The sequence below is a fragment of the Actinoplanes sp. CA-015351 genome (genome assembly GCF_050955685.1).
Lineage (GTDB): Bacteria > Actinomycetota > Actinomycetes > Mycobacteriales > Micromonosporaceae > Actinoplanes.
This window is the reverse complement of record NZ_CP192102.1, coordinates 1108405-1130952: the sequence shown is the minus strand read 5'-3', so window position 1 is coordinate 1130952 and position 22548 is coordinate 1108405. Positions and strand designations below refer to the sequence as shown.

The 22548-nt window shown below is 67.7% G+C and carries 20 protein-coding genes; 9 read left to right on the top strand and 11 right to left on the bottom strand.

The window, feature by feature from the left end; genetic code table 11:
* Window positions 1–46: 46 nt before the first annotated feature.
* Window positions 47–1480, bottom strand: a complete 1434-nt coding sequence (locus tag ACQP2E_RS05190) for a beta-N-acetylhexosaminidase (protein ID WP_433828728.1) — start codon at window positions 1478–1480, stop codon at window positions 47–49.
* Window positions 1481–1505: 25 nt separating this feature from the next.
* Between ACQP2E_RS05190 and ACQP2E_RS05185 the strand changes: the two genes are divergently transcribed.
* Window positions 1506–2051, top strand: a complete 546-nt coding sequence (locus ACQP2E_RS05185; RefSeq protein ID WP_433828727.1) for an N-acetyltransferase family protein — start codon at window positions 1506–1508, stop codon at window positions 2049–2051.
* The gene (locus ACQP2E_RS05180) at window positions 2044–2550 is read left to right on the top strand and encodes an N-acetyltransferase family protein (RefSeq protein WP_433828726.1); all 507 of its coding nucleotides are present in this window, start codon (window positions 2044–2046) and stop codon (window positions 2548–2550) included. Before ACQP2E_RS05185 ends, ACQP2E_RS05180 begins: the two co-directional genes overlap by 8 nt.
* A gap of 70 nt (window positions 2551–2620) precedes the next feature.
* Here the strand turns inward: ACQP2E_RS05180 and ACQP2E_RS05175 are convergent, their stop codons facing one another.
* A complete protein-coding gene (locus ACQP2E_RS05175) occupies window positions 2621–3574 on the bottom strand; it encodes a helix-turn-helix transcriptional regulator (RefSeq protein ID WP_433828725.1) in 954 nt (317 codons plus the stop codon).
* 65 nt (window positions 3575–3639) lie between these two features.
* On the opposite strand from ACQP2E_RS05175, the gene ACQP2E_RS05170 reads away from it, so the two are divergent.
* Genes ACQP2E_RS05170 through ACQP2E_RS05160 form a run of 3 tightly spaced genes read left to right on the top strand, consistent with a single transcriptional unit; the run spans window position 3640 to window position 6404 of the window.
* The gene (locus tag ACQP2E_RS05170; protein ID WP_433833771.1) at window positions 3640–4581 is read left to right on the top strand and encodes an ABC transporter ATP-binding protein; all 942 of its coding nucleotides are present in this window, start codon (window positions 3640–3642) and stop codon (window positions 4579–4581) included.
* Between the two features lie 2 nt (window positions 4582–4583).
* Complete coding sequence (locus tag ACQP2E_RS05165) at window positions 4584–5312, top strand: ABC transporter permease (RefSeq protein ID WP_433828724.1); 729 nt, start codon at window positions 4584–4586, stop codon at window positions 5310–5312.
* A gap of 18 nt (window positions 5313–5330) precedes the next feature.
* Window positions 5331–6404, top strand: coding sequence for a magnesium and cobalt transport protein CorA (locus tag ACQP2E_RS05160; protein WP_433828723.1), 1074 nt, complete (start codon window positions 5331–5333; stop codon window positions 6402–6404).
* A 67-nt stretch (window positions 6405–6471) separates the two neighbouring features.
* On the opposite strand, the gene ACQP2E_RS05155 is transcribed toward ACQP2E_RS05160, so the two are convergent.
* The gene (locus ACQP2E_RS05155) at window positions 6472–7251 is read right to left on the bottom strand and encodes a hypothetical protein (protein ID WP_433828722.1); all 780 of its coding nucleotides are present in this window, start codon (window positions 7249–7251) and stop codon (window positions 6472–6474) included.
* A gap of 206 nt (window positions 7252–7457) precedes the next feature.
* Here ACQP2E_RS05155 and ACQP2E_RS05150 point away from each other — a divergent pair, with 206 nt between their 5' ends.
* A complete protein-coding gene (locus tag ACQP2E_RS05150; protein ID WP_433828721.1) occupies window positions 7458–7796 on the top strand; it encodes a PRC-barrel domain-containing protein in 339 nt (112 codons plus the stop codon).
* Window positions 7797–7866: 70 nt separating this feature from the next.
* Here ACQP2E_RS05150 and ACQP2E_RS05145 read toward each other — a convergent pair whose 3' ends face one another.
* From ACQP2E_RS05145 to ACQP2E_RS05135, 3 genes are all read right to left on the bottom strand, one after another.
* Complete coding sequence (locus ACQP2E_RS05145; RefSeq protein WP_433828720.1) at window positions 7867–8775, bottom strand: MHYT domain-containing protein; 909 nt, start codon at window positions 8773–8775, stop codon at window positions 7867–7869.
* Between the two features lie 349 nt (window positions 8776–9124).
* Window positions 9125–10003, bottom strand: coding sequence for a response regulator (locus ACQP2E_RS05140; RefSeq protein WP_433828719.1), 879 nt, complete (start codon window positions 10001–10003; stop codon window positions 9125–9127).
* 69 nt (window positions 10004–10072) lie between these two features.
* Entirely contained in the window at window positions 10073–10630 is a 558-nt protein-coding gene (locus tag ACQP2E_RS05135) for a PadR family transcriptional regulator (RefSeq protein ID WP_433828718.1), read from the bottom strand.
* Between the two features lie 42 nt (window positions 10631–10672).
* On the opposite strand from ACQP2E_RS05135, the gene ACQP2E_RS05130 reads away from it, so the two are divergent.
* Window positions 10673–11920, top strand: a complete 1248-nt coding sequence (locus ACQP2E_RS05130; RefSeq protein ID WP_433828717.1) for a D-arabinono-1,4-lactone oxidase — start codon at window positions 10673–10675, stop codon at window positions 11918–11920.
* A gap of 70 nt (window positions 11921–11990) precedes the next feature.
* Here ACQP2E_RS05130 and ACQP2E_RS05125 read toward each other — a convergent pair whose 3' ends face one another.
* Complete coding sequence (locus tag ACQP2E_RS05125; RefSeq protein WP_433828716.1) at window positions 11991–12425, bottom strand: rhodanese-like domain-containing protein; 435 nt, start codon at window positions 12423–12425, stop codon at window positions 11991–11993.
* Window positions 12426–12496: 71 nt separating this feature from the next.
* Between ACQP2E_RS05125 and ACQP2E_RS05120 the strand changes: the two genes are divergently transcribed.
* On the top strand, window positions 12497–13495 hold the full coding sequence (locus ACQP2E_RS05120; RefSeq protein WP_433828715.1) for a helix-turn-helix domain-containing protein: 999 nt from the start codon (window positions 12497–12499) through the stop codon (window positions 13493–13495).
* Here the strand turns inward: ACQP2E_RS05120 and ACQP2E_RS05115 are convergent.
* Complete coding sequence (locus ACQP2E_RS05115) at window positions 13410–15395, bottom strand: beta-galactosidase (protein ID WP_433828714.1); 1986 nt, start codon at window positions 15393–15395, stop codon at window positions 13410–13412. The genes ACQP2E_RS05120 and ACQP2E_RS05115 overlap by 86 nt on opposite strands.
* Before the next feature lie 45 nt (window positions 15396–15440).
* Here ACQP2E_RS05115 and ACQP2E_RS05110 point away from each other — a divergent pair, with 45 nt between their 5' ends.
* Window positions 15441–17552 (top strand): glycosyl hydrolase family 95 catalytic domain-containing protein, encoded by a 2112-nt coding sequence (locus ACQP2E_RS05110; protein WP_433828713.1) that lies wholly within the window; start codon window positions 15441–15443, stop codon window positions 17550–17552.
* Window positions 17553–18897: 1345 nt separating this feature from the next.
* On the opposite strand, the gene ACQP2E_RS05105 is transcribed toward ACQP2E_RS05110, so the two are convergent.
* Genes ACQP2E_RS05105 through ACQP2E_RS05095 form a run of 3 tightly spaced genes read right to left on the bottom strand, consistent with a single transcriptional unit; the run spans window position 18898 to window position 22441 of the window.
* Complete coding sequence (locus tag ACQP2E_RS05105; protein WP_433828712.1) at window positions 18898–19800, bottom strand: carbohydrate ABC transporter permease; 903 nt, start codon at window positions 19798–19800, stop codon at window positions 18898–18900.
* The gene (locus ACQP2E_RS05100) at window positions 19797–20786 is read right to left on the bottom strand and encodes an ABC transporter permease (protein ID WP_433828711.1); all 990 of its coding nucleotides are present in this window, start codon (window positions 20784–20786) and stop codon (window positions 19797–19799) included. Before ACQP2E_RS05100 ends, ACQP2E_RS05105 begins: the two co-directional genes overlap by 4 nt.
* Window positions 20783–22441 (bottom strand): extracellular solute-binding protein, encoded by a 1659-nt coding sequence (locus ACQP2E_RS05095; protein ID WP_433828710.1) that lies wholly within the window; start codon window positions 22439–22441, stop codon window positions 20783–20785. Before ACQP2E_RS05095 ends, ACQP2E_RS05100 begins: the two co-directional genes overlap by 4 nt.
* Window positions 22442–22548 lie beyond the last annotated feature (107 nt).

The window sequence follows — 22548 nt, the reverse complement described above, 5'->3', positions numbered from 1 at the left end:
CCCCGATCAGTGCCGCGCGATCGCCCTCACGAGGTACAGCCGTCGCTTACGGCCAGGGGATCTCCGGAGACCTGTAGTACGACACGCCTTCCGCCTCCCACCGGGGGCCGAACGCCGCGACCCGCGCCCGGAACGATTCCCAGTCCCGGACCTCGCGCCGGGACCAGCCGACCTCGGCGATAGCCGGCAGCCGGGGCAGCGTCAGGAACTGCACGTCCGCCACGCTTCGCAGCGTCTCCGACCACAGGGGTGCCTCAACCCCCAGCAACGCCTCTTCCGGGACACCGGGCAACCGGTCCGCGGGGTCCCAGTCGTAAGCGCGGCGCACATCCACGAACCCGGCCCAGTCCAGCCCCAGAACGGTGTCCGAGTCGTACTTCATGTCGAGATAGGCCCGGTCTGCCGGGGACATGATGACGCGCCGGCCCTCGGTCGCGGCGCGGGCCGTGTCCTCGTCAGCGGCTTCGATGCGCCAGTACTGCACGACCGCGGTCTCCGGCAGGTCGACAGCGGCCATCTCGTGCCAGCCGATCGCCCGCTTGCCGTATTTGCCCGGCAGCGGAAGCACCCGCGCCAGGAACGTCCGATAGTCCTCCGGCGGCGTCGACAGGCACTCGTCACCGCCGATGTGCAGATAGGGCCCGGGCGTCACGTCGGACAGGGTCCGGATCACGTCCTCGACGAAGGCGTACGTCTCCTCCTTGCCGGCGACCAGTGAGCTGTACCCGACCTCGGCGTCGACCCGCTGCGGAACCGGCTGCCCGTCAGCGGTCAGCGACGGGTACGCGTGATGCACAGCATTCACATGTCCCGGCATGTCGATCTCCGGAACGATCGTCACGAATCGGGCCGCGGCATAAGCAACGACGTCGCTGTAGGCAGCCAGCGTGAGGAACCCCGGCCCGGCCCCGTCGACACCGGTGCCGGCGCCACCGCTGACCTCGGTGAGCAGCGGCCATCCCGGGATCTCGATCCGCCAGCCCTGGTCATCGGTGAGGTGCAGGTGCAGGTGATTGATCTTGAATTGGACGAGCAGGTCGATGTGCGCCTTGATCTCGTCAGCGGTGAAGAAGTGCCGCGCGATGTCCAGCATGGCGCCGCGATACTCGTACCGAGGCGCGTCCGAGATCAACCCGCCGGGCAGCGACGTGCCCAGCTGCAGCAGCGTCTGAACGCCCCAGAACAGCCCCTGCGGACTCCCGCCGTGCAGTTCCACGCCCGCATCGGTGATCTCCAGCGTGTAACCCTCGGCCTCCAGCGACGGATCCACCGACAACCGGATCGCCCCGCCCGGACCGATCGGGATCGGGCCATCGACAGCCTTCGTCAGCGCCTGCGCCAGGAATCCGGCGACACCGGACGCCTCGCCGGTCGCGCTCACTCCCGTACCGGGAATGATCGTGAATGATGCGGCCGGGACGGGCCGCACCGAGGCCGGGCGAGGGATCACATCGCCGAGTTGCTTCGTGAAAGCGCGCACTCTGAAGACTCTAAACTGTTTCTCCATGACGATCACCACGCGTCACGGCGTCCTTGGCGATGAGCAGATCCTGCATGATCTTGCGGCTCGCACGTTCGGGCTGGCCTGCCCGCCGGGGACCGCCCAGACGGACATCGACGAGTTCATCGCGAAGAATTTGTCGGAGGACAGCTTCGTCCGCTATCTCGGCGACCCGAACCGGATCATCGTGCTGGTGTCCGAGGATGATCAGCCGGTGGGTTACGCCATGCTGATCCGCGACCGGATCACCGACGCCGATGTGGCCGCCGTGGTCGACGAGGCGACGAGCATCGAGCTGAGCAAGTTCTACCTGGCGGCGGAGCGGCACGGGTCGGGCGCGGCGCAGGCGCTGATGACCGAGACGCTGTCCAGCGCGGCGCGGACCGGGGCGGCGAGCTGCTGGCTCGGCGTCAACCAGAAGAACGTCCGGGCGGCGAGGTTCTACGCGAAGCACGGGTTCGAGATCGTCGGCGTGAAACGGTTCCTGGTCGGCTCCGAGTGGCATGACGACCACATCCGCCAACGGGAATTATCATCCCAAAATGCCTAAGGTACGATCGGCCCGCGAAGCCGACGTGACATCGATCGCCGGCATCTGCGCCCGGGCCTACGCGGCCACCTACCAGGAGATTCTCCCGGCCGGATACCGCGATCGGATGCTCGCCGAGTTCTACGTCCCGGAGCGGATCACCAAGGACATCGCCCCGGCGCCGCCGAACTGGCTCGGATACCAGGTGGTCGAGGACGGCGGCCGCGTTCTCGGCGTCGCCGCCGGCAGCCTCACCGCGCCCGGCGTCGGCGAGCTCGCCATGATCTATCTGGAGCCGGACGAGCGCGGCCGCGGCCTCGGTTCCCTGCTCCTGGACCGCGTCACCGAGCAGGTCCGCGAGCTGGGCGCGACCGAGATGTGGGTCGCCGCGGTGGTCGGCAACGAGATGGCGCTGCCGTTCTACGAGGCGCGTGGATTCACGATCCACGGCAAACGCCGCGCTTACGGCTCCACCGACGACGAGGACGCCTGGTCCCTGCGGCTGCGCCGGGAAATCTGACGGAAAATGTCGTACCCCATCGATACGTTGAACGTGCGGATCGGCGCCACGGGGGCGCCGATCCGTCCGATCAGGACGATCCCCTGATCAGGGTCTCCCCGGCCACCCTGACCCGGTCGCGCAGCTCCTGAGGCGACTCGATGGTGAAAGGCCGCGCGAGCACCCCGAGCACCATCGTCGGCCAGCTCAGATCGTCCACGCTCATCCGTAACCGGCACGCCGACGCGGACACCGGCTCCACCGCTCCCCACTGCCCGACGAACGACCGGACCGCCTCGGCCGGCGTCTCGATCAGCACCGACACGTCGTACCTGTTGGGGATGGACGCCATCCGCGAGCGCATCCAGGTCACCGGGTCGCCGCCGGGCAGCTCGCGCGGGCGGAAACGCGCACCGGTCGGCGCCGGCGAGGTGAGCCGGTCCACTCGGAAACTGCGCCAGTCGCCCCGGTCCAGATCCCAGGCCACCAGGTACCACCGGCGGCCGAGCGAGACCAGCCGGTGCGGCTCGACGTGCCGGACCATCGCCTCGCCGGCCCGCGGGGTGTAATCGAAACGCAGCCGCTCCTCACCCCGGCAGGCCATCGCGATGGTGGTCAGCGAGACCGCGTCGAGCACCGGGCCGCCACCGAAGACGCCGGGCGCGGTGACCGCCTGCAACGCGTCGATGCGGCGCCGCAGCCGGGGCGGGAGCAGTTGGATGACCTTGGCGAGTGCGCGTACCGAAGTCTCCTCGAAACCGGCGACGGCGCCGGCAGCGCCGCTGCGGAGCCCGACCGCGATGGCGACCGCCTCCTCGTCGTCGAGCAGGAGTGGCGGCATCGCCGCACCGGCTTGGAGCTGGTAACCACCGGCCACGCCCCGGGCCGCGTCGACCGGATAACCCAGGTCGCGGAGCCGGTCGACGTCGCGCCGCAGGGTACGCGGACTGACCTCGAGCCGATCGGCCAGCTCCGATCCGGGCCAGTAACGATGGGTCTGCAGCAGCGACAGGAGCCGCAGCATCCGTGCACTCGTGTTCGCCATGTCCTCAGACTCCATCGTATTGCGGTCAGGAAGTGGCCGCTTCGAACTCTAGCGTCGAGAGCATGATGATTGAGACGCGAGAGCTGACGAAGCTTTTCAAGGACGTCCGCGCGGTCGACGGCATCAACCTGACGGTGGCCCGAGGCGAGCTGGTCGCGCTGCTCGGCCCGAACGGCGCCGGCAAGTCCACCACTCTTCGCATGCTGACCACGCTCATCCCGCCGACCTCGGGCAGCGCTGAGGTGGCCGGCTTCGACGTGGTCCGCCGGCAGCGCGACGTGCGGCTGCGGATCGGGTACATCGGACAGGGCAACGGCGCCGGGCACAGCCAGCGCGGCCGCGACGAGCTGATCAGCCAGGGCCGCGCGTACGGAATGACCGTCCGCGCCGCCCGCACCAGAGCGGCCGAGCTGATCGACTCACTAGGACTCAGTGACGTGGCGGACCGTACCGTCTCCACCCTCTCCGGCGGCCAGCGTCGCCGCCTGGACATCGCGATGGGGTTGATCCACGCGCCTGAGCTGCTTTTCCTCGACGAACCGTCGACCGGGCTGGACCCGCAGAACCGGGCCAACCTGCAGGAGCACATCGTGCGCCTGCGCGCCGAGCACGGCACCACGATCGTGCTGACCACGCATTACCTCGACGAGGCGGACTCGATGGCCGAGCGGGTGATCGTCATCGACCACGGCCGGATCATCGCGGACGACTCGCCGCAGCAGCTGAAAGCCAAGCACGTGGGCGACCGGGTGATCTTGGGGTTCGCCGGCTCCGAGGAAGCGGCAAAGGCCGCAGCGGTGCTCGGCGCCCAGCACGAAGGCGGATATATCCGGCTTACCGCCGAGGACGGACCCCGCGAAGCTCCGAAGATCTTGGCGTCCTTGCCGGTCACGCCGACCTCCATCGAGGTCACCCGGCCCACCCTGGACGACGTCTTCCTCACCCTCACCGGCCGAAGCCTTCGCGAAGACAGCAGCCGCCGTACCGACGATCTTGTGGAGGTCTGAAAATGCTCACCGACACCCGCGTTGTCTTCAGCCGTGAACTGCGCCCGGTCATTCGTGACCCGTTCTCGGTGATCTTTTCGATGATCCAGCCGCTCTTCTTCCTCGGCCTCTTCGCACCGCTGCTGCCCGGCGACAACTCGCTGCAGTGGTTCGTCCCCGGGATCATCGTGATGTCCTGCCTCTTCGGATCCTCAATGACCGGTTCCAACCTGCTCTTCGAGATGCAGACCGGCTCGCACGAGCGGATGCTCGTCACCCCGCTGCGCCGTCCCGCCCTGCTGATCGGCCGGGCGCTCAAGGAGATCGTCCCGATGATCGCGCAGGCCGTCCTGATCGTCGCGGTCTGCATCCCGTTCGGCTTCGAGCTGCACCTGCCCGGCGCGCTGCTGGGCCTCTTCATCCTGGCCGCGTTCTGCATCGGCCTGGGTGCGCTCTCCTACACCCTCGCGCTCGCCGCGAAGAACAAGGAGTGGCTCTTCTGGACCGTCCAGCAGACGCTGATCTTCCCGCTGCTCCTGCTCGCCGGGGTTCTGCTGCCGCTCGACAACGGGCCCGGCTGGCTGCGGGCGCTCTCCCACATCAACCCCATGACGTACGTGGTGAACGCCGAGCGAGCCCTCTTCAACGGCGACGTACTGACCCGCAGCACCCTGGAAGGTGTGATCGCGGCCACTGTCGTAGCGGTGTTCGGCCTTCTCATCGGCGTGCGAGCCATGCAACGGTCCGACTGAGCGATACCGTTCTCGCCCATGAGAGGCGCGCTCGGGCGACTGCTGGAGAACATCGTCCACCCCCCGAAACCGGTGGCCCCGGCCAGGATCGGCAACCCGGACGCGGTGGTGGACTGTGCGGTCTACGCCGGCGGGTCACGCCGGTTCGGGTCGCGGCAGATTCCGTACGCGGAGGCGGCCCGCCTGGCAAACCGGCGGGGCGCTTTCGTCTGGCTCGGTCTGCACGAACCGAGCCTGTCCACGATGAACGCGGTGGCCCAGGTCTTCGGCCTGCACGAGCTGCACGTGCGGCAGGCCGTCTCGGGTGGGCACCGGCCGGGTGTCGAGGTGTTCGGCGAGGTGACGCGGCTGGTTCTGCGTACCGCGCGGTACGTCGAGCACGACCGGCTCACCGCCGACTCCGAGGTGGTGGAGACCGGCGACGTCACGGTGCTGGTCGGCCCGTCATTCGTGATCACGGTGCGGCACGGCCCGGTCGGCCCGCTCCGCGAGGTACGCCAGGAGCTGGAGTCCCGCGCCGAGGTCCTGCGGCAGGGCCCCTGGTCGGTGGCGTACGCGGTCGGCAACCGGATGGTGGACAGCTACCTCGACGTGGCCGAACACGTGGAGCACGACCTGGAGCGGATCGAGGAGGAGACCTTCGCGACCGAGCGGTCCTCCGAGTTCACCCACATCTACCAGCTGAAACGCGAGATGGTGGAGTTCAAGCGGGCGGTGCTGCCGCTGGCCGAGCCGATGTCGCGCCTGCTGGAGCTGTCCGAGGTGCCCGAGGAACTGCGTCCGTACCTGGTGGACGTTCGCGGCAAGCTGGCACGGGCCGCCGACCGGGTGGCCGGCTTCGACGAGCTGGTCACGTCGATTCTCCAGGCTCGGCTCACACAGGTCTCGGTCGATCAGAATCACGACATGCGCAAGATCGCTTCTTGGGCCGCGATCGCCGCGGTGCCGACCGTGATCGCTGGAATCTTCGGGATGAACTTCGCGATCATGCCGGGGCTCGGATCCCGGTTCGGATTCGCCGGCGCGATCATCGCGATGATCGTGATCGGTGGCGGTGTCCATCGCACATTGAAGAAATCCGGATGGCTTTGATCAAATACAACGCGCGGCCGGAGAATTGCACTCCGGCCGCGCATCGTCCTATTTCCCGGTGACAGGATCAGTGGCCGCCGCCACCGTTCCCGTGACCACTCTGGCCACCACCGTTGCCGCCCTGGCTACCCCCGTTGCCGCCCTGGTTTCCACCAGAACCGCCCTGGTTGCCGCCCTGGCCGCCCTGGTTGTTGCCCTGGCCGCCCTGGTTTCCACCAGAACCGCCCTGGCTGCCACCGGGACCACTCTGGCCGCCCTGGTTTCCACCGGGAGCGCCCTGGCCACCGCCGTGGCCGCTGCCCGGGCCACCCTGCCCCGGAGCGCCGGGGCCGTTCTGACCCGGCCCGTCGGAGTGGCCGTGTCCGGGGCCGCCCGGACCGCCGTTGCCACCCGGCGAGGTGTTGCGCGCCACCACCGGCAGGGAGAGAACCGTGGTGCGCGTCTGGGTGCGGGCCTTCCATCCGCACTCGTCGTACGAGATGGTCGCCCACAGCTTCGTCACGCTGTTACGCCGTGCGATCGGCGTGACACGAACCTTGGTGAAGTCGGTACGCCCCGGCCGCAGCGCGTCGCCGCGGGAGAACGTCGTGAACCGCCGCGCGCCGAGGTAGTCGACCTTGATGGCCTCACCACGGACTCGGATCTGCGCGTCGCAGATCGGGCGGTCGGTACGCCAGTTGATCGTGACCCAGCTGGTGGTGTTCGCCGGGACCGCTTGCAGCCAGTTGGAGACTGGGGCCGGACCGCGGCCGATGGCCGCGGCCGGAGCCGCCGCCGACACCGCTGCCATCCCGGCAGCCGTCGTGGCCAGGGCAATCATCGCTCCGAAACGCCGCGTCTTCTGCATGACTTCCTCCAGTGACTGTGATGTCCGCCGTGGGGATCCGGCGGGCAAAAAGGACACTAAGGGAATTGCAGACATGTCGCCATGTTTTGCCACGCGTTTCAGGGCAAAAGTCCATTGTTGTACAAAATGTTTAGGTCACCTCAGCCGAAAAGATGATGTTGGCTAGCGATGCTGAATCGACCTGTTCCCGGGTAAAGGCAACAGACATGAGCGAGAACGGTGAAGACCTCGGCGCACCCGTGTCCTACCTGGTCCTGAAGGAGGGCGTCCCGGTCTACGACCGCTCCGGCGGCCCCGTCGGCACGGTCGAGCACGTGCTCGCCGACGAGCGTGCGGACGTCTTCCACGGCCTGCTGGTCAAGACCGCTGACGGTCACCGGTTCGCCGGTGGCGACCAGGTGGACGGCCTCTTCGAGCACGGCGTGATCGTCAGCGAGCCGGTCGACAAGCTCGCCACACCGAGCGCCGACACACCGGCCGGCCTGGCCGAGAACCGCGTCTCGGCGTTGCGGAAGGCCTGGGACTGGCTGATCCAGCCCAAGTGACAGCCCGCATGACAGCCCGCATGACGAAAGGCCCGCCCCGGTCCGGGACGGGCCTTTCGACTATGAAGATCTACTGTGCGCGGTCGCGGTCCCGGTAGGTCCACTGGCCGCCGCCGAGCGTCGACCGGCCGGCCTGACCCTGCTGGCCGTATTGGCCCTGCTGGCCGTACTGGCCCTGCTGACCACCCTGCTGGCCCTGCGGCTGCTGGCCCCAGAGCTGGCCGGGCGGGGTGCCGGTGGCCGGTGCCGTGCGGGAGTCGAGCCGGGCCGCCAGGTACGCGGCCGCCTCACGGTCCTCCTCGCTCGGGGCCGCGGCCAGCGCGTACACCATGCCGAGGATCGCGAAGACCACCGCGGCGCCGACCGGCACGAGCAGACCGCTCGCGGTCGCGCCCTCGACCGAGCCGAACGACTGCTCGGAGAGCACCGACATGGCGGCCATACCGGTGAAGTGCATGCCGTTGACCGCGACACCCATCACCAGCGCGGCGCCGAAGATGGCGATCGGCTTGCTGACGTTCAGGGTCAGCCAGAGCGCGACGGTCGCGGCGACCACGGCGATCACGATGGAGAGGATGACCTCGCGGCCCGCGTAGTGGATCTCGCCACGCAGACGCATGGCGGCCATACCGGTGTAGTGCATCGCGGCGACACCCAGGCCGGCGAGCACACCACCGATCAGGATGCGGGTACGCGGGGCGGCGGTGCCCAGCAGCGCGATGGCGAGCCCGACGCCGACCGCGACGAGCGCGATCACGGCGCTGGCCACGGTCAGGCCGATGTCGTAACGGATCGGCGTACCGGTGACGCTGAAGCCCATCATGGCGACGAAGTGCATGCTCCAGATGGCGGTCGCGCCGATGGCGATCGCGGCGAGCGTCAGCCACCAGGCCCGCTCACCGCCGGTCTTCGATTGGCGGAGGCGCACCGCAGCGGTCAGCCCCAGAAGTGAGCCGAGCACGGACAGTACGTAACTCACCGTCGGAGTTACCCATCCGTGGTCGAAGTGATGGATCTCCGCCATAACGCTGTTCCTCTCGCGTTCTCATTCCGCCGGGCTGCATCCTGCCCGCACCACCGCCATGGGCGTGACTGATTGTGACGCACCTTTCGTTACGAGAGAACGAGCAGCACATCTCGATTTAGATCTCGTCCGATCGGCTGATCAACGTTTTGTGGCTGCTACAACCCTAATCCGCATATACAGAGGCAGATGTCCGAGTGTAACCATGCCGCTACAAAAATATAGCGGTAGGCGTTGATATAACCTTGGGTTACATCTGGGCGATTCGCCGCCGGATTTTCCTCGGTACGGGAGTAAAAGTCGCTCAGTCCGCGCGGGACAGCAGAGCGAGCGCCGGAGCCCGCCGCGAATGCAACATCTGCACGGTGTCCTCGGTGCAGGTGCCCGGCTTGTCGTCCATCACGCAGAGGGTGCCGACGACATGGCCCTCCGACGAGTTCAGCGGCACGCTCGCGTACGACCTGATGCCGCTGATCGAGAACAGCGGAGTGGCCGCGAGCCGTTCCCGGGAGGTATGGCTGTCGGGGATCAGCACCGGCACGTCCTCGGCCACCACGATGGTGTCCGGTGACCATTCGACCGGCACCCCACCAGCTTCCTGGACCCAGGCAGGCAGCCCGAACGAGCCGGCCAGCGACACGCTGTCATTGAGAACCAGGGTGATCGCCGCCATCGGGGCACCGGTCAGCCGGGCCAGCTCCTCGGCGAAGCCGTCGAGCTCAGCCGCGTGGGCGTTCAGCTCGTCCGGGTGGCCGGGCCGGGTCAGATAACCGGAGACGGCGAGCAGCCGGTCGACATCGACCAGGTGCTTCGCCACGTCGGCGACGGCCTGGCGGGCGGCGAGCAGGTCCCTCATGGCGTCGAGGAGGTGCTTCGGGCGAACCGGCTTGGAGATCGTCACGTCGACGAGGCCACGGGCTCCGGCGGGCGCCGCGGCGGACAGCATGATCACCGGGATGGCGGCGGTCAGCTCGCTGGCGCGCAGCCGCTCGGCCACCTCCAGGCCACTCAGTTCCGGCATGTGGTGGTCGAGAATGATCAGGTCTGGCAGCGTCTCGGCGATGACGGTGAGCGCGTCAAGACCGGTGAATGCGGTACGCACGGCGTGCCCCTCGTTGCCCAGCACGGTGGCGAGCAGCTCGGCGACGTCGGTGTCGTCCTCCGCGACGACGATCGACGCCATGCGCTGCTCCTCCTCGCGCTCGGTCCTCCTGTGCGGCAGAACGACCCTAACCCTTCCTCACCGGGCAGATCAGTCGTTTGACCGCTCCTGATCACTGCTCTCGGCCGCGTTCCAGGTGAGTTCCCCGGCCCTGATCCGCCGTGCCAGACCGGTGATCCACTCGACCTCGGCGGTCACCATGCCGCGCCAGTACTCGTTCTCCAGCGGGCCGCGTCCCGGTGCGTCCCCGGATGACAGCAGCCGGGCGGCACGGTCCTCCAGGATCAGTGCGGCACGCCCGGCGGCCAGTACCTGCGCGTACCCCAGGGCCAGCACGAAGTCCATCGACGCCGCCGGTGCGTCACGCAGGCCGGCCTCGACCTTGTCGTGGAAGCCGGTGACGCCCGCCGGGGTGGTCTCGTACACCGTCCGGGGCGGCCGGTTGCCCACCCGGCCGGGTTCGCGGGCGGTGACCAGCCCGGCCCTCGCCATCGACTTGAGCAACGTGGCGACCGTACTGCGGGTGACCGGCAGGTGACCGCACCGCTCCCGCAGCCGCCCGGCCAGGTCGTACGCGTGCGCCGGCCGCTCGGCCAGCAACCCCAGAATGGGGAGCACCAGGCTGTTCCGGGATGCATCCAGAGGCATCTTCCCAGCGTATACATCTAATGAAAACGTTAAGGTGAAGCGATGCACGAACGACTGACCAACTGGGCCGGCAACATCGTCTTCAGCACCGAACAGGTGCATCGACCGAAAACGATCGCCGAGGTGCAGGAAACCGTCGCGGCTGCGGACTCGCTGCGGGTGCTCGGCAGCGGTCACTCGTTCAACCGGCTGGCCGACACCGGCGGCGCTCTGCTCTCGCTGGCGGGCCTGCCTCGTACCGTCGACATCGGGTCCGATCGCACGTCGGTTCGCGTCGACGGCGGCCTGCGTTACGGCGATCTCGCCACTCCCCTGGCCACCGCCGGTCTGGCCGTGCACAACATGGCGTCGCTGCCGCACATCTCGGTCGCCGGCGCGGTCACCACCGCCACCCACGGCTCCGGCGTCCGCAACGGCAACCTGGCCACCGCCGTCGCCGGCCTCGAGATCGTCCGCGCCGACGGTGAGCTGGTCACCCTGACCCGAGACGACGCCGATCTGGCCGGAGCGGTCGTCGGCCTCGGCGCACTCGGCGTGGTCACGGCGCTCACCCTCGACGTGCAGCCCGCGTTCGAACTACGTCAGTACGTCTACGAGAACCTGCCCGCCGCCGCCGTGCGCGACGCTCTCGCCGAGATCCTCGCCGAGGGATACAGCGTCAGCCTCTTCACCCGCTGGACCGGCGCGACCATCGACCAGGTCTGGCTCAAGCGCCGCGACGAGATGCCGGTCGGCGACTTCCACGGCGCCACGCTCGCCGGCGGACCGCGCCACCCGGTGCCCGGCATGCCCGCTGAGAACTGCACCGAGCAGGGCGGCGTGCCCGGCCCGTGGCACGCGCGGCTGCCGCATTTCCGGATGGAGTTCACCCCCAGCAGCGGTGAGGAACTCCAGTCCGAGTGGCACGTGCCGCGCGAGCACGCCCTCGCCGCGATCGAGGCGGTGGGCGCGCTCCGCGAGCGCGTCGCGGCCGTTCTTCAGGTCTCCGAGCTGCGTACGATCGCCGCCGACGAGCTGTGGCTGAGCCCGAACCACCAGCGGGACAGTCTCGCGCTGCACTTCACCTGGATCGCCGACACCGAGGCGGTGCTGCCCGTCGTCGCCGATCTGGAGCAGGCCCTCGCGCCGTTCGCGGCCCGTCCGCACTGGGGCAAGGTCTTCACCACTCCGCTCGGCGATCTGCGGTCCGCGTACCCTCGCTTCGCCGATTTCGCGGAGCTGGCCCACCGCTTCGACCCGAACGGCAAGTTCCGCAACCCCTGGCTGTCCGCCCTGCTGGGCAAAGCCTGACCCCGTCCCAGTGTGTTGATTTAGGGTTCGATCCGCGCCCTAAGTCAACACGCTGTGGGGCCGGCTGGGTTCAGCAGCCGCAGGTTGCGCCCGCTGTGGCGGGGGCGGTCAGGGTATCGATCGGGTGGGTGCTGACGCCCTGGTCGTCGCGGGTGGGGAAGCCCTCGCGGACCCAGTATTCGAAACCGCCGAGCATCTCCTGGACCGGGTATCCGAGCTTCGCGAACTCCAGCGCCGCCCGGGTGGCGCCGTTGCAGCCCGGGCCCCAGCAGTACGTCACCACTCGGCTGCCGGGCGGGATCAGCTCGGCGGCCCGGGCGGCGATCTGGGAGTGCGGCAGATGGACGGCGTGCGGCAGGTGGCCCTGACGCCAGGACACGTCGTTGCGGGCATCGATCACGACGACGCCGGGTGTGCCGGCCTCCAGGTCGGCGTGCACGTCGCTCACGTCGGTCTCGAACGTCAGGCGGGCGGAGAAATAGGCGACAGCATCTGCGTTGGTCATGCCGTTGATCGTGCCGCTCGCGAAAATCTCAGCCCAGTGGCGTGAACGACGATGACCGCTAAGATTCCGCCATGCTGACGATCAGCCGCCGGGGCCCCACCGTGTCGGTGCTCGCGTTCGAGGGGATGTCGGTCTTCGAGATCGGCATCGTCACCGAGGCCTTCGGCCTGCCCCGGCCCGAATTCGACTTCCCCTGGTACGACCTGACGATCTGCGCCGAGACCCCGGGACCGATTCGGGTGGTCGGCGGCGCCACCCTGCACACCGAGCACGGCCTGGACACGTTCGCCGCCGCCGACACCCTGATCGTCCCGGGTGTGCCGGACGTGCACGCCGATCCGTCGCCCGCCCTGGTCGAGGCGCTGCGTACGGCTCATGCCCGGGGCGCACGGGTCATGTCGATCTGCTCGGGAGCGTTCGCCCTGGCCGGCACGGGCCTGCTGGACGGACGCAGGGCGACCACCCACTGGCGGTACGCCGACGAGCTACGCGCCAAGCACCCGTCGATCCAGGTCGACGCGGACGTGCTCTACATCGATGACAGCCCCATTCTCACCAGTGCCGGCAGTGCCGCCGGCCTTGATCTGTGCCTGCACGTGATCCGCCTCGACCACGGCCCGGCCGTGGCGAACGCGGTGGCCCGCCGGCTCGTGGTGCAGCCGCATCGGGACGGTGGCCAGGCCCAGTTCGTGGAGGCGCCGGTGCCCGCCGATCCGGACGACGACCGGGTGGCCCGCAGCATCGAGTGGGCCCTGACGAACCTGACGGCCGGCATCACTGTCGACATGTTGGCCCGCCGCGCCCACATGTCGTCACGCACGTACCTGCGGCATTTCGCCCGGGCGACCGGCACCACACCGATCCGCTGGCTGATCACCCAGCGAGTGCACGCGAGCCTGCCGCTGCTGGAGGCCGGCACGATGCCGATCGAGGAGGTGGCGGCGTCGGTGGGCTTCGAGACGGCCGTGACGTTCCGCCACCACTTCACTCAGACGATGCGGACGTCGCCGTCGGCGTACCGACGGGCTTTTCCAGCCGTGCCACCAGCGCTTCCGCTGACCGGATCGTGATCTCTGTTCCTAAGAATCGGCCGGTCACAGCATCGGTGGCTGCCGAAGGAAGCTTCACGCTCGCCTCCGACTCGCTGTGGTTGAACACGAACAGCAGCTGCCCACGGCGGACCGCCTCGACCTCGGGCGGGAGACCTTCCAGCACCGGCGGCACGTTCGCCTCGGCCGCGATCGTGCGCAGCATCCGCTCCCAGCCGGCGTCGTCCAGCCCCGCCGAGACGTACCAGGCGGTGCCGTTTCTGGTCACCGCCGGCTCGCCCGCCAGCGTCCCCTCGGTGTACCGGGCCAGGGCCTGCGCGCCGATCAGCTCGACTCGTTCCGCCCAGCCGAAGGCCGTGGAGCCGTCGTCCAGGTGCACCGGGACACCGGGGTCCTGCGGGTGCCATTCGGTTACCCGTACGCCAAGAATGTGCCGGAAAGCCGCAGGGTAACCGCCTGGACCGACCCGGGCGAAGGGGTCGGCGACGCCGCTCAGCGGACCCACCACCAGATGACCGCCGGACGCGACGAAGTCGCGGAGAGCGGCCGCGACCTCGTCGGACACGAGATAGAGATGCGGCACGACGACGATCCGGTAAGCGGAGAGATCAATCATGGTGCCGGGAAAGACGAAGTCGGTCGGGATGCCGGCCCGGAACAGCGCGCGGTGCGTCTGCTGGACGGCCGCAAGATAGTCGATCCCGGCGGAGGGGAGGCCGGCGCCCTGCAACGCCCACCAGGACGGCGCGTCCCAGGTCACCGCGACTTCGGCAGGTATTTCGGTGGGTTCCAGCTGCGACGACAGTGCTCCGAGCCGGGTGCCGAGATCCACCACCTCGCGGAAGATCGGGCTGTCCGGGCCGGCGTGCGGCACCAGCGCCGAGTGAAAGACTTCCGCTCCACCGCGCGGTTGCCGCCACTGGAAATACATCGCGCCATCCGATCCGCGAGCCACATAGGACAGACTCTGCCTGGCCAGACGGCCGGGTTCCTTGGTGTGCATCCGGCCGCGCGTGAAAATCAGGTTCGGTGCGGTCTCCATCAGCAACCAGGAGCCGCGACCCCAGCTTCGAGCGAGATCACCGGCGAAGGCGGTCTGCTCTTCTGCGGAGATATCCGATAAATCAGGGTAGTGATCCACCGCCACGACATCCACCTCGCCGGCCCAGCGCGCGTGATCAACACTCACCCAGCCGCCCTGCACGAAGTTCGTAGTGATCGGAGTCGATGGATTGAGCCCTCTCAGCAGGTCCCGCTGCTCGACAAAGGCGCTGAGCATCTCGTCGGAGAGAAACCGGCGAAAATCGAGAACCTGCGCCGGGTTCGGCAAATACTGAGTGGCGCGCGGCGGCATGATCTGCGCCCAGTCCGAGTATCGCTGACTCCAGAATGCGGTGGTCCACGCCTCGTTCAGTGCGTCGAGACTGCTGTGCCGCGCGCGGAGCCACTCACGGAACGCAGCGGCGGTGAGGTCACAGCGGCAGTCGGTGCCATATTCGTTGTGCACGTGCCACATCGCGAGCGCCGGATGGTCGGCATAACGTCTGCCCAGCTCAGAAGCGATGCGCCGGGCGGCGAGACGATAAGCCGGCGCCGAGACGCAGTACGTGTCCCGGCTACCGTGCGTGAGCCGGACACCGTCGGCATTCACCGGCAGCGCCTCCGGATGAGCGAGCGTGAACCACGGCGGCGGCGATGCGGTCGGCGTCGCCAGAACGACCTTGATGCCGCCGTCGTGCAGCCGGTCCAGCACCCGGTCGAGCCACGCGAAGTCGTACTCCCCCTCGGACGGCTCCAGGTGCGACCAGGCAAAAACGCCGACGGTCACCGCCGTGACGCCGGCCTCGCACATCAGCTCGACATCGGCGTCCCACACCTCTTCAGGCCACTGCTCGGGGTTGTAGTCGCCGCCGAAGAACATCTTGCCGCCTTGACTTTAGTTTGATGTCTAAACAAAGTATGAGGAGTGCAGATCCATGTCAATCCATCGTTCCGCGACTCGACAAGTACCGAGGACTGGGAACACGCGCTGATCACCGGCAACGGCCGCCAGGGCGCGCTCTGCTATGGATCCCCCGCCGCGCTGCGCTTCACCCTCGCCCACGAGGGCCTCTTCCAGCCGGTCACCGAACCGCTTCCGGCCCCGCCGACCGCCGCCGCTCTGCCGCGATTGCGCGAGTTCATCGCCACGTCACGCTTCTCCGACGCCGCACAGGAGGTCTGCGACCTCGCCGTTTCCAGCCAACCTGGGTACGCGGAAACGCGCTGGCAGGACCCGTTGATCCCGGCCGGAACTCTGGTTTTCACACCGGACTACAACCGTAGTGCGGACTACGTCCGGGGCACCGACTTCACAACGGGTGTAGTCCGGCAATCGTGGGGCGGGGTGGTCTGCGACACGTTCGTGTCCCGGCCCGACGACGTCGTGGTGATCCGGGTGGCGGGCTGCGGTGGCACGATCTCCCTCGGGCTCGCCGACGGTGACCCGGAGCGGCCGATCGATGCCGTGGTCGACACGGTGGCTGACGGGCTGGTTCTCACCGGACGATTCCCCGGGGTCACGTGGGCTGCTCTTGAGGGGTGGAGTGTTGCGGTGCGCTTTACGCGTACCCAAGAAGGGGTTTTGATCGTGGCCCGGGTCGCGCCTGGCTTGCGGTCGCCCGCGTCGGCCTTTGCGGCGCTCCCTGATGGCGGCTTCGACGGCCTGCTGCGCAAGCATGCGGCGGTGCACGGCGATCTCTTCGGGCGAACCCGGCTCGACCTGGGCGGCGATGCGGTGGAGCGGCTGTTCGACGCCGGGCGCTACGCGATCATCAGCAGCACGGGGACGCGGCCGCCGACGCTTCAAGGGGTGTGGAGCGGGAGTTATTCGCCGCCGTGGCGCAGTGGCTGGACGGTGGACGGCAATCTGCAGGCGGCGTTGCTGGCGGTGCACTCGACGGGTACGCCGGAGCTGATGCCACCGCTGTTCGACCTGATCGACTCGATGATCGACGATTTCCGGGCAAACGCTTCGGATTTATACGGTATGCCGGGCATTGTGGTGCCCGCGCATCTGGGCACCCACGGTAGGCACAACCATTTCGGGCCGATCTGGTGCCTGACGTTCTGGACCGCGGGGGCGGCGTGGCTGGCCCGGCTGTTCGTGGATCACTGGCAGTTCACCGGGTCTGAGTCGTTCTTGCAGGAGCGGGCGCTGCCGTTCCTGCGGGAGGTAGCGTCGTTCTACTCCGGTTTCGTGGAGATTGTGGACGGGCGGGCGCGGTTCAGCCCGTCGTATTCACCGGAGAACCACCCTGCCGGAGCCGAGTCGCAGGCCTGCTTCGACGCGACGATGGACATGCAGGTGCTGGGTGATCTGCTGCGCACGCTTGTTCGCTTCGACGACTCGGCGCGATGGCGGGAGTTGCTGTCCGCCCTGCCGCCCTATCGGGTCAACGCTGACGGTGAGCTGGCGGAATGGCTCGATCCGGCTTTCGGTGACCGGCACTCGCATCGGCACTGCAGCCACTTTTTCCCGTTCTGGTACGCCGGCGATCCGGCCTTCTCCGACTTTTCCCTGCATACCGCCGCGGTGCGAGCCGTCCGGGCACGGTTGCGGTGGTGGCTGAGCTCGGAGTCCGACGAGATGGGGTACGGGCTGGCCCTGGTCGGCGCGGCCGCCGCGCACTTGGGGCTGGGTTCGGAGGCATACGCGGCGCTGAAGCGAATCGAGGCGTCGTACTGGCGTCCGAACCTGGTGCCGACCCACAACCGCGACCACATGTTCAATGTGGACCTGGCCGGCGGGTTGCCGGGTCTGGTGGTGGCAATGCTGCTGCAGAGCAGTGACGACGGGGTTCCCCGGGTACGGGTGCTGCCGGCGCTACCCAAGGCGTGGCCGTCGGGGAGCGTCAGCGGCCTGGTGGCCCGGGGCCCGATCGGCGTCGATTTATCCTGGGGGCCGGAGTTGGCGACGGTGGTGCTGAGGTCCGAGATCGATCGCCGGGTGGAGTTGGTGGTCCCGGGAGGGCGGGTCGAGGTGGTCCATTTACAGGCCGGCGCCCCACTGTCTTTGAGTTTCCCCGTGGCAGGTTGAGCCCAGCACCCCACCCAGCCGCACCATCACCGCATCGCATCGCATCGCATCGCATCGCATCGCACGTCAGGCCGCGCCGCACTGTCAGGCCGCCCCGCACCGTCGGTCGGCCCCGCACCGTCGGGCCGCCCCGCACCGTCGGGCACCGCATCGCTCGCCTCGCTGCGCACCGTCGCGCCGCTATGTCGCGCCCAGCCCAGCGCCGATCTTGGCAAGTATGGCCCCTGCAGCAGCACCAACTCGCCAAGATCTCGGTGAGTTTGCGTGTTGCAGCGCGCTTGCTCCCGTACCGAGCACTCAGGTTCGCCATTTCGGGGCACCCGAGAAGTCACCACCCACCGCGGCAGCCACAACTTCACAGATCTTGTGAGTTTGCGCCGCCATCTCCACCACAAACTCACGAGTTTGCGGGAGAACACGCGTCGCATGCCGCAACCAAGCCCCAAAGTGGACACTCGGCCCGGAGAACGCAACCGCAGCGGCACCCCACGATCGGCGTTTCACGACTTTTGCCCGCTTCACCCGTCGCACCCCGACAGATCTTGAGCCTTTGTCCACCCCAGGGTGCATACAAAGGCTCAAGATCGACAGGAAGGCCACCCGCCCGCAGGGCAAAAGGCTTGAAACACACCAATGCCCGCTCTACCCAGCTTGGCTATTCCCTACCCCGCTCTGCCCGGCTCCGCACTACTCCGCCCCGCTCTGCCCCGCTCTGCCCCGCCTGGTCTGGCTCAGCTCAGCTCAGCTCAGCTCAGCTCAGCTCAGCTCTGCCCCGCTCTGCCCCGCCTGGTCTAGCGCGGCTCAGCTCTGCTCTGCTCTGCTCGGCTCCGCTCGGCTCTGCCTGGATCTTGTGGACTTCCACGCAGACGTGTCCGCACAACTCCGCAAGATCGAAAAAGCCTGGCCGATCTTGCGGAGTTGTGCGCAAACGGTTCGCCGAAATCCACAAGATCTGCGAAGCACCGCGTCACCACGGCGAAGCGGTGAAGCACCTGCGCCGTCCCGCAAACTCGTGCACTCGTGGTCGATCGGCCGGCCAAACCGCACAAGATCTCCGAGCGGCACCTCGCACCGAGAAACCGCCATGCCGCCACGACGCCCCGAACCCGCTACCGCTCCACAAATGGCGAAAAATCGAGTGGCCGACCGGCGGACCAGCCTTGCCGAGATCGCGCCCAGGGCCCCCGTCGCGGCCCCAGGTCTGCGGCGACTGCTGCCACTCACGGCTGCCGGCATTCACGGCCACTGGCATTCACGAAATAAACCCTCACACTTGCCGAGAACGGACATCAACTGCCACTCGCGGCCAGTTCGACTACGGCTGCGGGACGACTGCGACTGCGACTCAGCCTTTGACTGCTCCGATGATTACGCCCTTGGTGAAGTGGCGCTGGACGAACGGGTAGACCAGTAGCGCCGGCACGATCGTCACCACCACGACGGCCATTTTGATCGCCAGCGTCGGCGGGATCGCTGACCCGAGCCCTGGCACGTAGACCGCGCTGCCCGACGACGACGGCGTCTGGCCGGCCAGGATGAACTGCTGCAGAACCCGCTGCACAGGCTGCAGATCATTACGGTCGATATACAGAACCGCGTTGAAGAACGCGTTCCAATAACCCACCGCGTAGAACAACCCCACCACCGCGGTGACCGCTTTGGACAGCGGCAGCACGATCCGGATCAGAATCCGCAGCTCGCCGGCGCCGTCGATTCGGGCGCTGTCCAGCAGCTCACCCGGGATGCCCATGAAGAATGCCCGGAGCACCACCAGGTTGAAAGCACTGATCGCGGTCGGCAGGATCAACGCGAGCAGGTTGTCCTTCAGCCCGAGCCCGGTGACCACCAAGTAGCTCGGAATCATGCCCGGATAAATCAGAAATGTCAGCAAAAAGTAGAAGAGCAGGGGCTTGTGCGCCAGCGACCCCGGCCTCGACAAACCGTAAGCCGCCAGCACCGTCACCACCAGGCTCAACGCCGTCCCCGCCAACGCGACCACCGTGCTGACCACGACCGCGTCAGTGATCTGCCCACCCGTAAAAATTACGACATAAGCTGAGGGATCGAACTCGCGCGGCAGGAAGACATAGCCGCCCGCCTCGTTGATGGTCTTCTCCGAGGAGAGGCTGGTGACCAGCACCACCCAGAGTGGCACCAGCACGGCCAGCAACACCGCGGCCAGCACGGTGCCCTTGCCGAAACGGCCCAGTGCGCTGGGCTTCTCCTCCCAGACTTCTCTGACACTCATGACTTCGAATAGATCCCTTGCTCGCCGAACTTGTGAGCCACCTTGTTGGCACCCACGATGAGCAGCAGCCCGATCACGGCCTTGAACAGGCCCGCGGCCGCACCGACGCCCCACTGCTGGACAGCGATTCCTTGGTAGTAGACGTACGTGTCGAGCACCTCGGCAGCATCCCGGCCGACTGCCTCGCGCTGCAGGACGAACTGCTCGAACCCGACGTTGAGCGCGTCGCCCAGCCGCAGGATGAGCAGCAGCACGATGACCGGGCGCAGACCCGGCAGCGTGATGTGCCAGAGCCGGCGCCAGCGACCGGCGCCGTCGGCTGCGGCCGCCTCGTAGAGGTTGGTGTCGATCGCCGCGAGTGCCGCCAGGAAGACGATCATGCCCCAGCCGGCGTCCTTCCAGAGCGCCTGCGCGGTGATCAGGAAGAGGAACGTGTCCGGGTCGGTCATGAAGTTCGGCATCGCGAAACCGGCTTCGGTCGCGGTCTGCACGATCAGGCCCGCGCCGCCGAGCATCATCTGGAACAGCGAGACCACCAGCACCCAGCTGAAGAAGTGCGGCAGGTAAACCACACCCTGGACCAGAGCTCGGATGCGCGGCGACATGATGCTGTTGAGCAGGATCGCCAGGGCGATCGGGATCGGGAAATAGAAGACCAGCTGGAACGCCGTGATCGACAGCGTGTTCACGACGGCGTCCCAGAAGGCCGGGTTCTTGAAGAGGTACTCGAAGTTCCCGAACCCGATCCACTCGCTGTAGAGGAACGCCTCGAACGGGTTGTCACCGACGTACGGGTTGTAATCCTGGAACGCGATGACGTTGCCGAGCGCCGGGATGTAGTGGAAGACCAGCAGCAGCGCGGTTGCCGGCAGACACATGAGCAGGAGTGGCCAGTCGCGGCGCAAACGCGCCGCGACCGACGGCTTGCTGACCGACTTGTCCGCCTTGGCAACCGGCGCGGTCCGAACGACAGTTGGAGCGCTCATCGGCCGTTGTCTGCCAGCACCTTGGCGTAGAACTCCCGGGCCTTGTCACCGCCGCCGTTGCGCCATTCAGTGACCACCTTCTCCAGGTCGGAGAGGGGACGCCGGCCACGCATGATGTCAGTGACCTTGTCCTGGGTGGGCTGCTCGATCGCCGCCTGCTCGGTCGGCACCTCGACCTTGATGCCCTCCCAGGGGTTCTTCTCCAGGTACTTCGTGGCGTCGTTGCCCCAGCCGACGAAGTCCGCGGCGTAGTTCGGGATGTCCGGGCCACCGACGATCACCGGCGGACGGCCGCCGAGGAAGATGAACTGGTTGGCGAACTCCTTGACGTACAGGTCGTTGGTGACCGGGGCGCCACTCGCGTCGCGCTTGAAGTGGGTTCCCTCGACGCCGTAGTTCTGTAGTTCCCATTCCTTCGTGCCGAACGGCGCCGCGACGTAGTTGAGGACCCGCAGCAGTTCCTGGGTCCGCTCCTGGCCCAGGCCCTTCTTCAGGAACGTCCACATGATCGACGGAGTGCCCGCCCAGCGGACCGGCGGCGTGCTCGCGTCGGCGCCGAACACCTTGATCGCCTGCATGTCGAACTTCGGGTTGCTCTGGATCGCCGGGCGCCAGACCTCTTTCCAGGCGCCGCCGCCGTCCCAGAACATGAAGATCTTGCCGCCCTTGAAGAGCGTCTTCACGTCGCCGCCCTTGCCGCTGGCGATGTCCGGGTGGATCAGCTTCTCGGCGTACAGCCGGGTCATGAACTCGACGGCCCGCTTGTAGTTCTCGGTCTCGTACCGGTGGTAGACCTTGCCGTCGGCGCCCTTGGCCCAGCCGTTCTGCGAGCCGGTGTTGCCGCAGATCTGCAGCACCTCCTGGAAGAGGTCGCCGAACGCCCACTCGCCCTTGTCCGGGTTGGTCATCTTCTTGCCGAAGTCGTACACCTCGTCGAGGGTCGTCGGCGCCGCGATGCCGCGCTGGTCGGCGACGTCCTTGCGGTAGAAGAGCACGGTCGGGAACGGGTTGTCCGACGGGAACGGGACGCCCATCAGCTTGCCGCCCCACACCGAGTCCGACCACGCCTTGGTATCCAGGCCGGCCAGCAGCGGGTACGCACTGACCTTGTCCCCGGCCAGGTACGGCGTCAGGTCCTCGAAGAGCACGTGCACGGCGTCGTTGAACCGGGCCAGTTTGTTGATCTCCCAGCCCGGGATGCAGGTCAGGTCGGGCACGTCCCGGGCGCCGAGCATGGTGTTGAGCTTGTCGCCGTAGGTGACGCCGTCCTGGATGCTGAAGTTGACGGTGCCGCCCAGATCGGCGTTCACCGCGCCGACCAGCTTGTTGTCGGTCGGCGGGGCCGGACCCCACCACGGCGTGGTGGCCGAGATCGGCTGCCCACTGGTGATCGCCTTCTCGCTGACCGCGTCGGCGAGGGTGGTCGGGTACTTCGCGTACCCATCGGCCACCGGGCGGATGCCCTTGATGTCCGGCGGAACGAGCGTGGAGTCCTTGAACGTCGGCACCACGCCGGCCGCCTGCTCGGCGGTGGTCGCCGAGCCGGTGGTGCCCGGTTCCTTGCTGCATCCGGCGAGCAGCCCACCGCCGGCCACGGAGGCCGCGCCGAGGCCGATCAGCCCTAGGAAATTCCGCCTGTTCGTCGACGCGCCCACGACGCACCTGCCTTCCGAAATGGCTTAAGTTTGGTTAGCGTCTAAACTAAGTACATCGAAGACAAGCTAACTGACGTGTGGTGCAGGCGACAAGAACGAACTGGGAG

Bases quoted from the DNA above. Each gene is read 5' to 3' on its own strand.
- ACQP2E_RS05185 (WP_433828727.1), top strand. From the start codon at position 1,506: ATGACGATCACCACGCGTCACGGCGTCCTTGGCGATGAGCAGATCCTG.
- ACQP2E_RS05180 (WP_433828726.1), top strand. From the start codon at position 2,044: ATGCCTAAGGTACGATCGGCCCGCGAAGCCGACGTGACATCGATCGCC.
- ACQP2E_RS05175 (WP_433828725.1), bottom strand. From the start codon at position 3,574: ATGGCGAACACGAGTGCACGGATGCTGCGGCTCCTGTCGCTGCTGCAG.
- ACQP2E_RS05170 (WP_433833771.1), top strand. From the start codon at position 3,640: ATGATTGAGACGCGAGAGCTGACGAAGCTTTTCAAGGACGTCCGCGCG.
- ACQP2E_RS05165 (WP_433828724.1), top strand. From the start codon at position 4,584: ATGCTCACCGACACCCGCGTTGTCTTCAGCCGTGAACTGCGCCCGGTC.
- ACQP2E_RS05160 (WP_433828723.1), top strand. From the start codon at position 5,331: ATGAGAGGCGCGCTCGGGCGACTGCTGGAGAACATCGTCCACCCCCCG.
- ACQP2E_RS05155 (WP_433828722.1), bottom strand. From the start codon at position 7,251: ATGCAGAAGACGCGGCGTTTCGGAGCGATGATTGCCCTGGCCACGACG.
- ACQP2E_RS05150 (WP_433828721.1), top strand. From the start codon at position 7,458: ATGAGCGAGAACGGTGAAGACCTCGGCGCACCCGTGTCCTACCTGGTC.
- ACQP2E_RS05140 (WP_433828719.1), bottom strand. From the start codon at position 10,003: ATGGCGTCGATCGTCGTCGCGGAGGACGACACCGACGTCGCCGAGCTG.
- ACQP2E_RS05135 (WP_433828718.1), bottom strand. From the start codon at position 10,630: ATGCCTCTGGATGCATCCCGGAACAGCCTGGTGCTCCCCATTCTGGGG.
- ACQP2E_RS05130 (WP_433828717.1), top strand. From the start codon at position 10,673: ATGCACGAACGACTGACCAACTGGGCCGGCAACATCGTCTTCAGCACC.
- ACQP2E_RS05125 (WP_433828716.1), bottom strand. From the start codon at position 12,425: ATGACCAACGCAGATGCTGTCGCCTATTTCTCCGCCCGCCTGACGTTC.
- ACQP2E_RS05120 (WP_433828715.1), top strand. From the start codon at position 12,497: ATGCTGACGATCAGCCGCCGGGGCCCCACCGTGTCGGTGCTCGCGTTC.
- ACQP2E_RS05115 (WP_433828714.1), bottom strand. From the start codon at position 15,395: ATGTTCTTCGGCGGCGACTACAACCCCGAGCAGTGGCCTGAAGAGGTG.
- ACQP2E_RS05105 (WP_433828712.1), bottom strand. From the start codon at position 19,800: ATGAGTGTCAGAGAAGTCTGGGAGGAGAAGCCCAGCGCACTGGGCCGT.
- ACQP2E_RS05100 (WP_433828711.1), bottom strand. From the start codon at position 20,786: ATGAGCGCTCCAACTGTCGTTCGGACCGCGCCGGTTGCCAAGGCGGAC.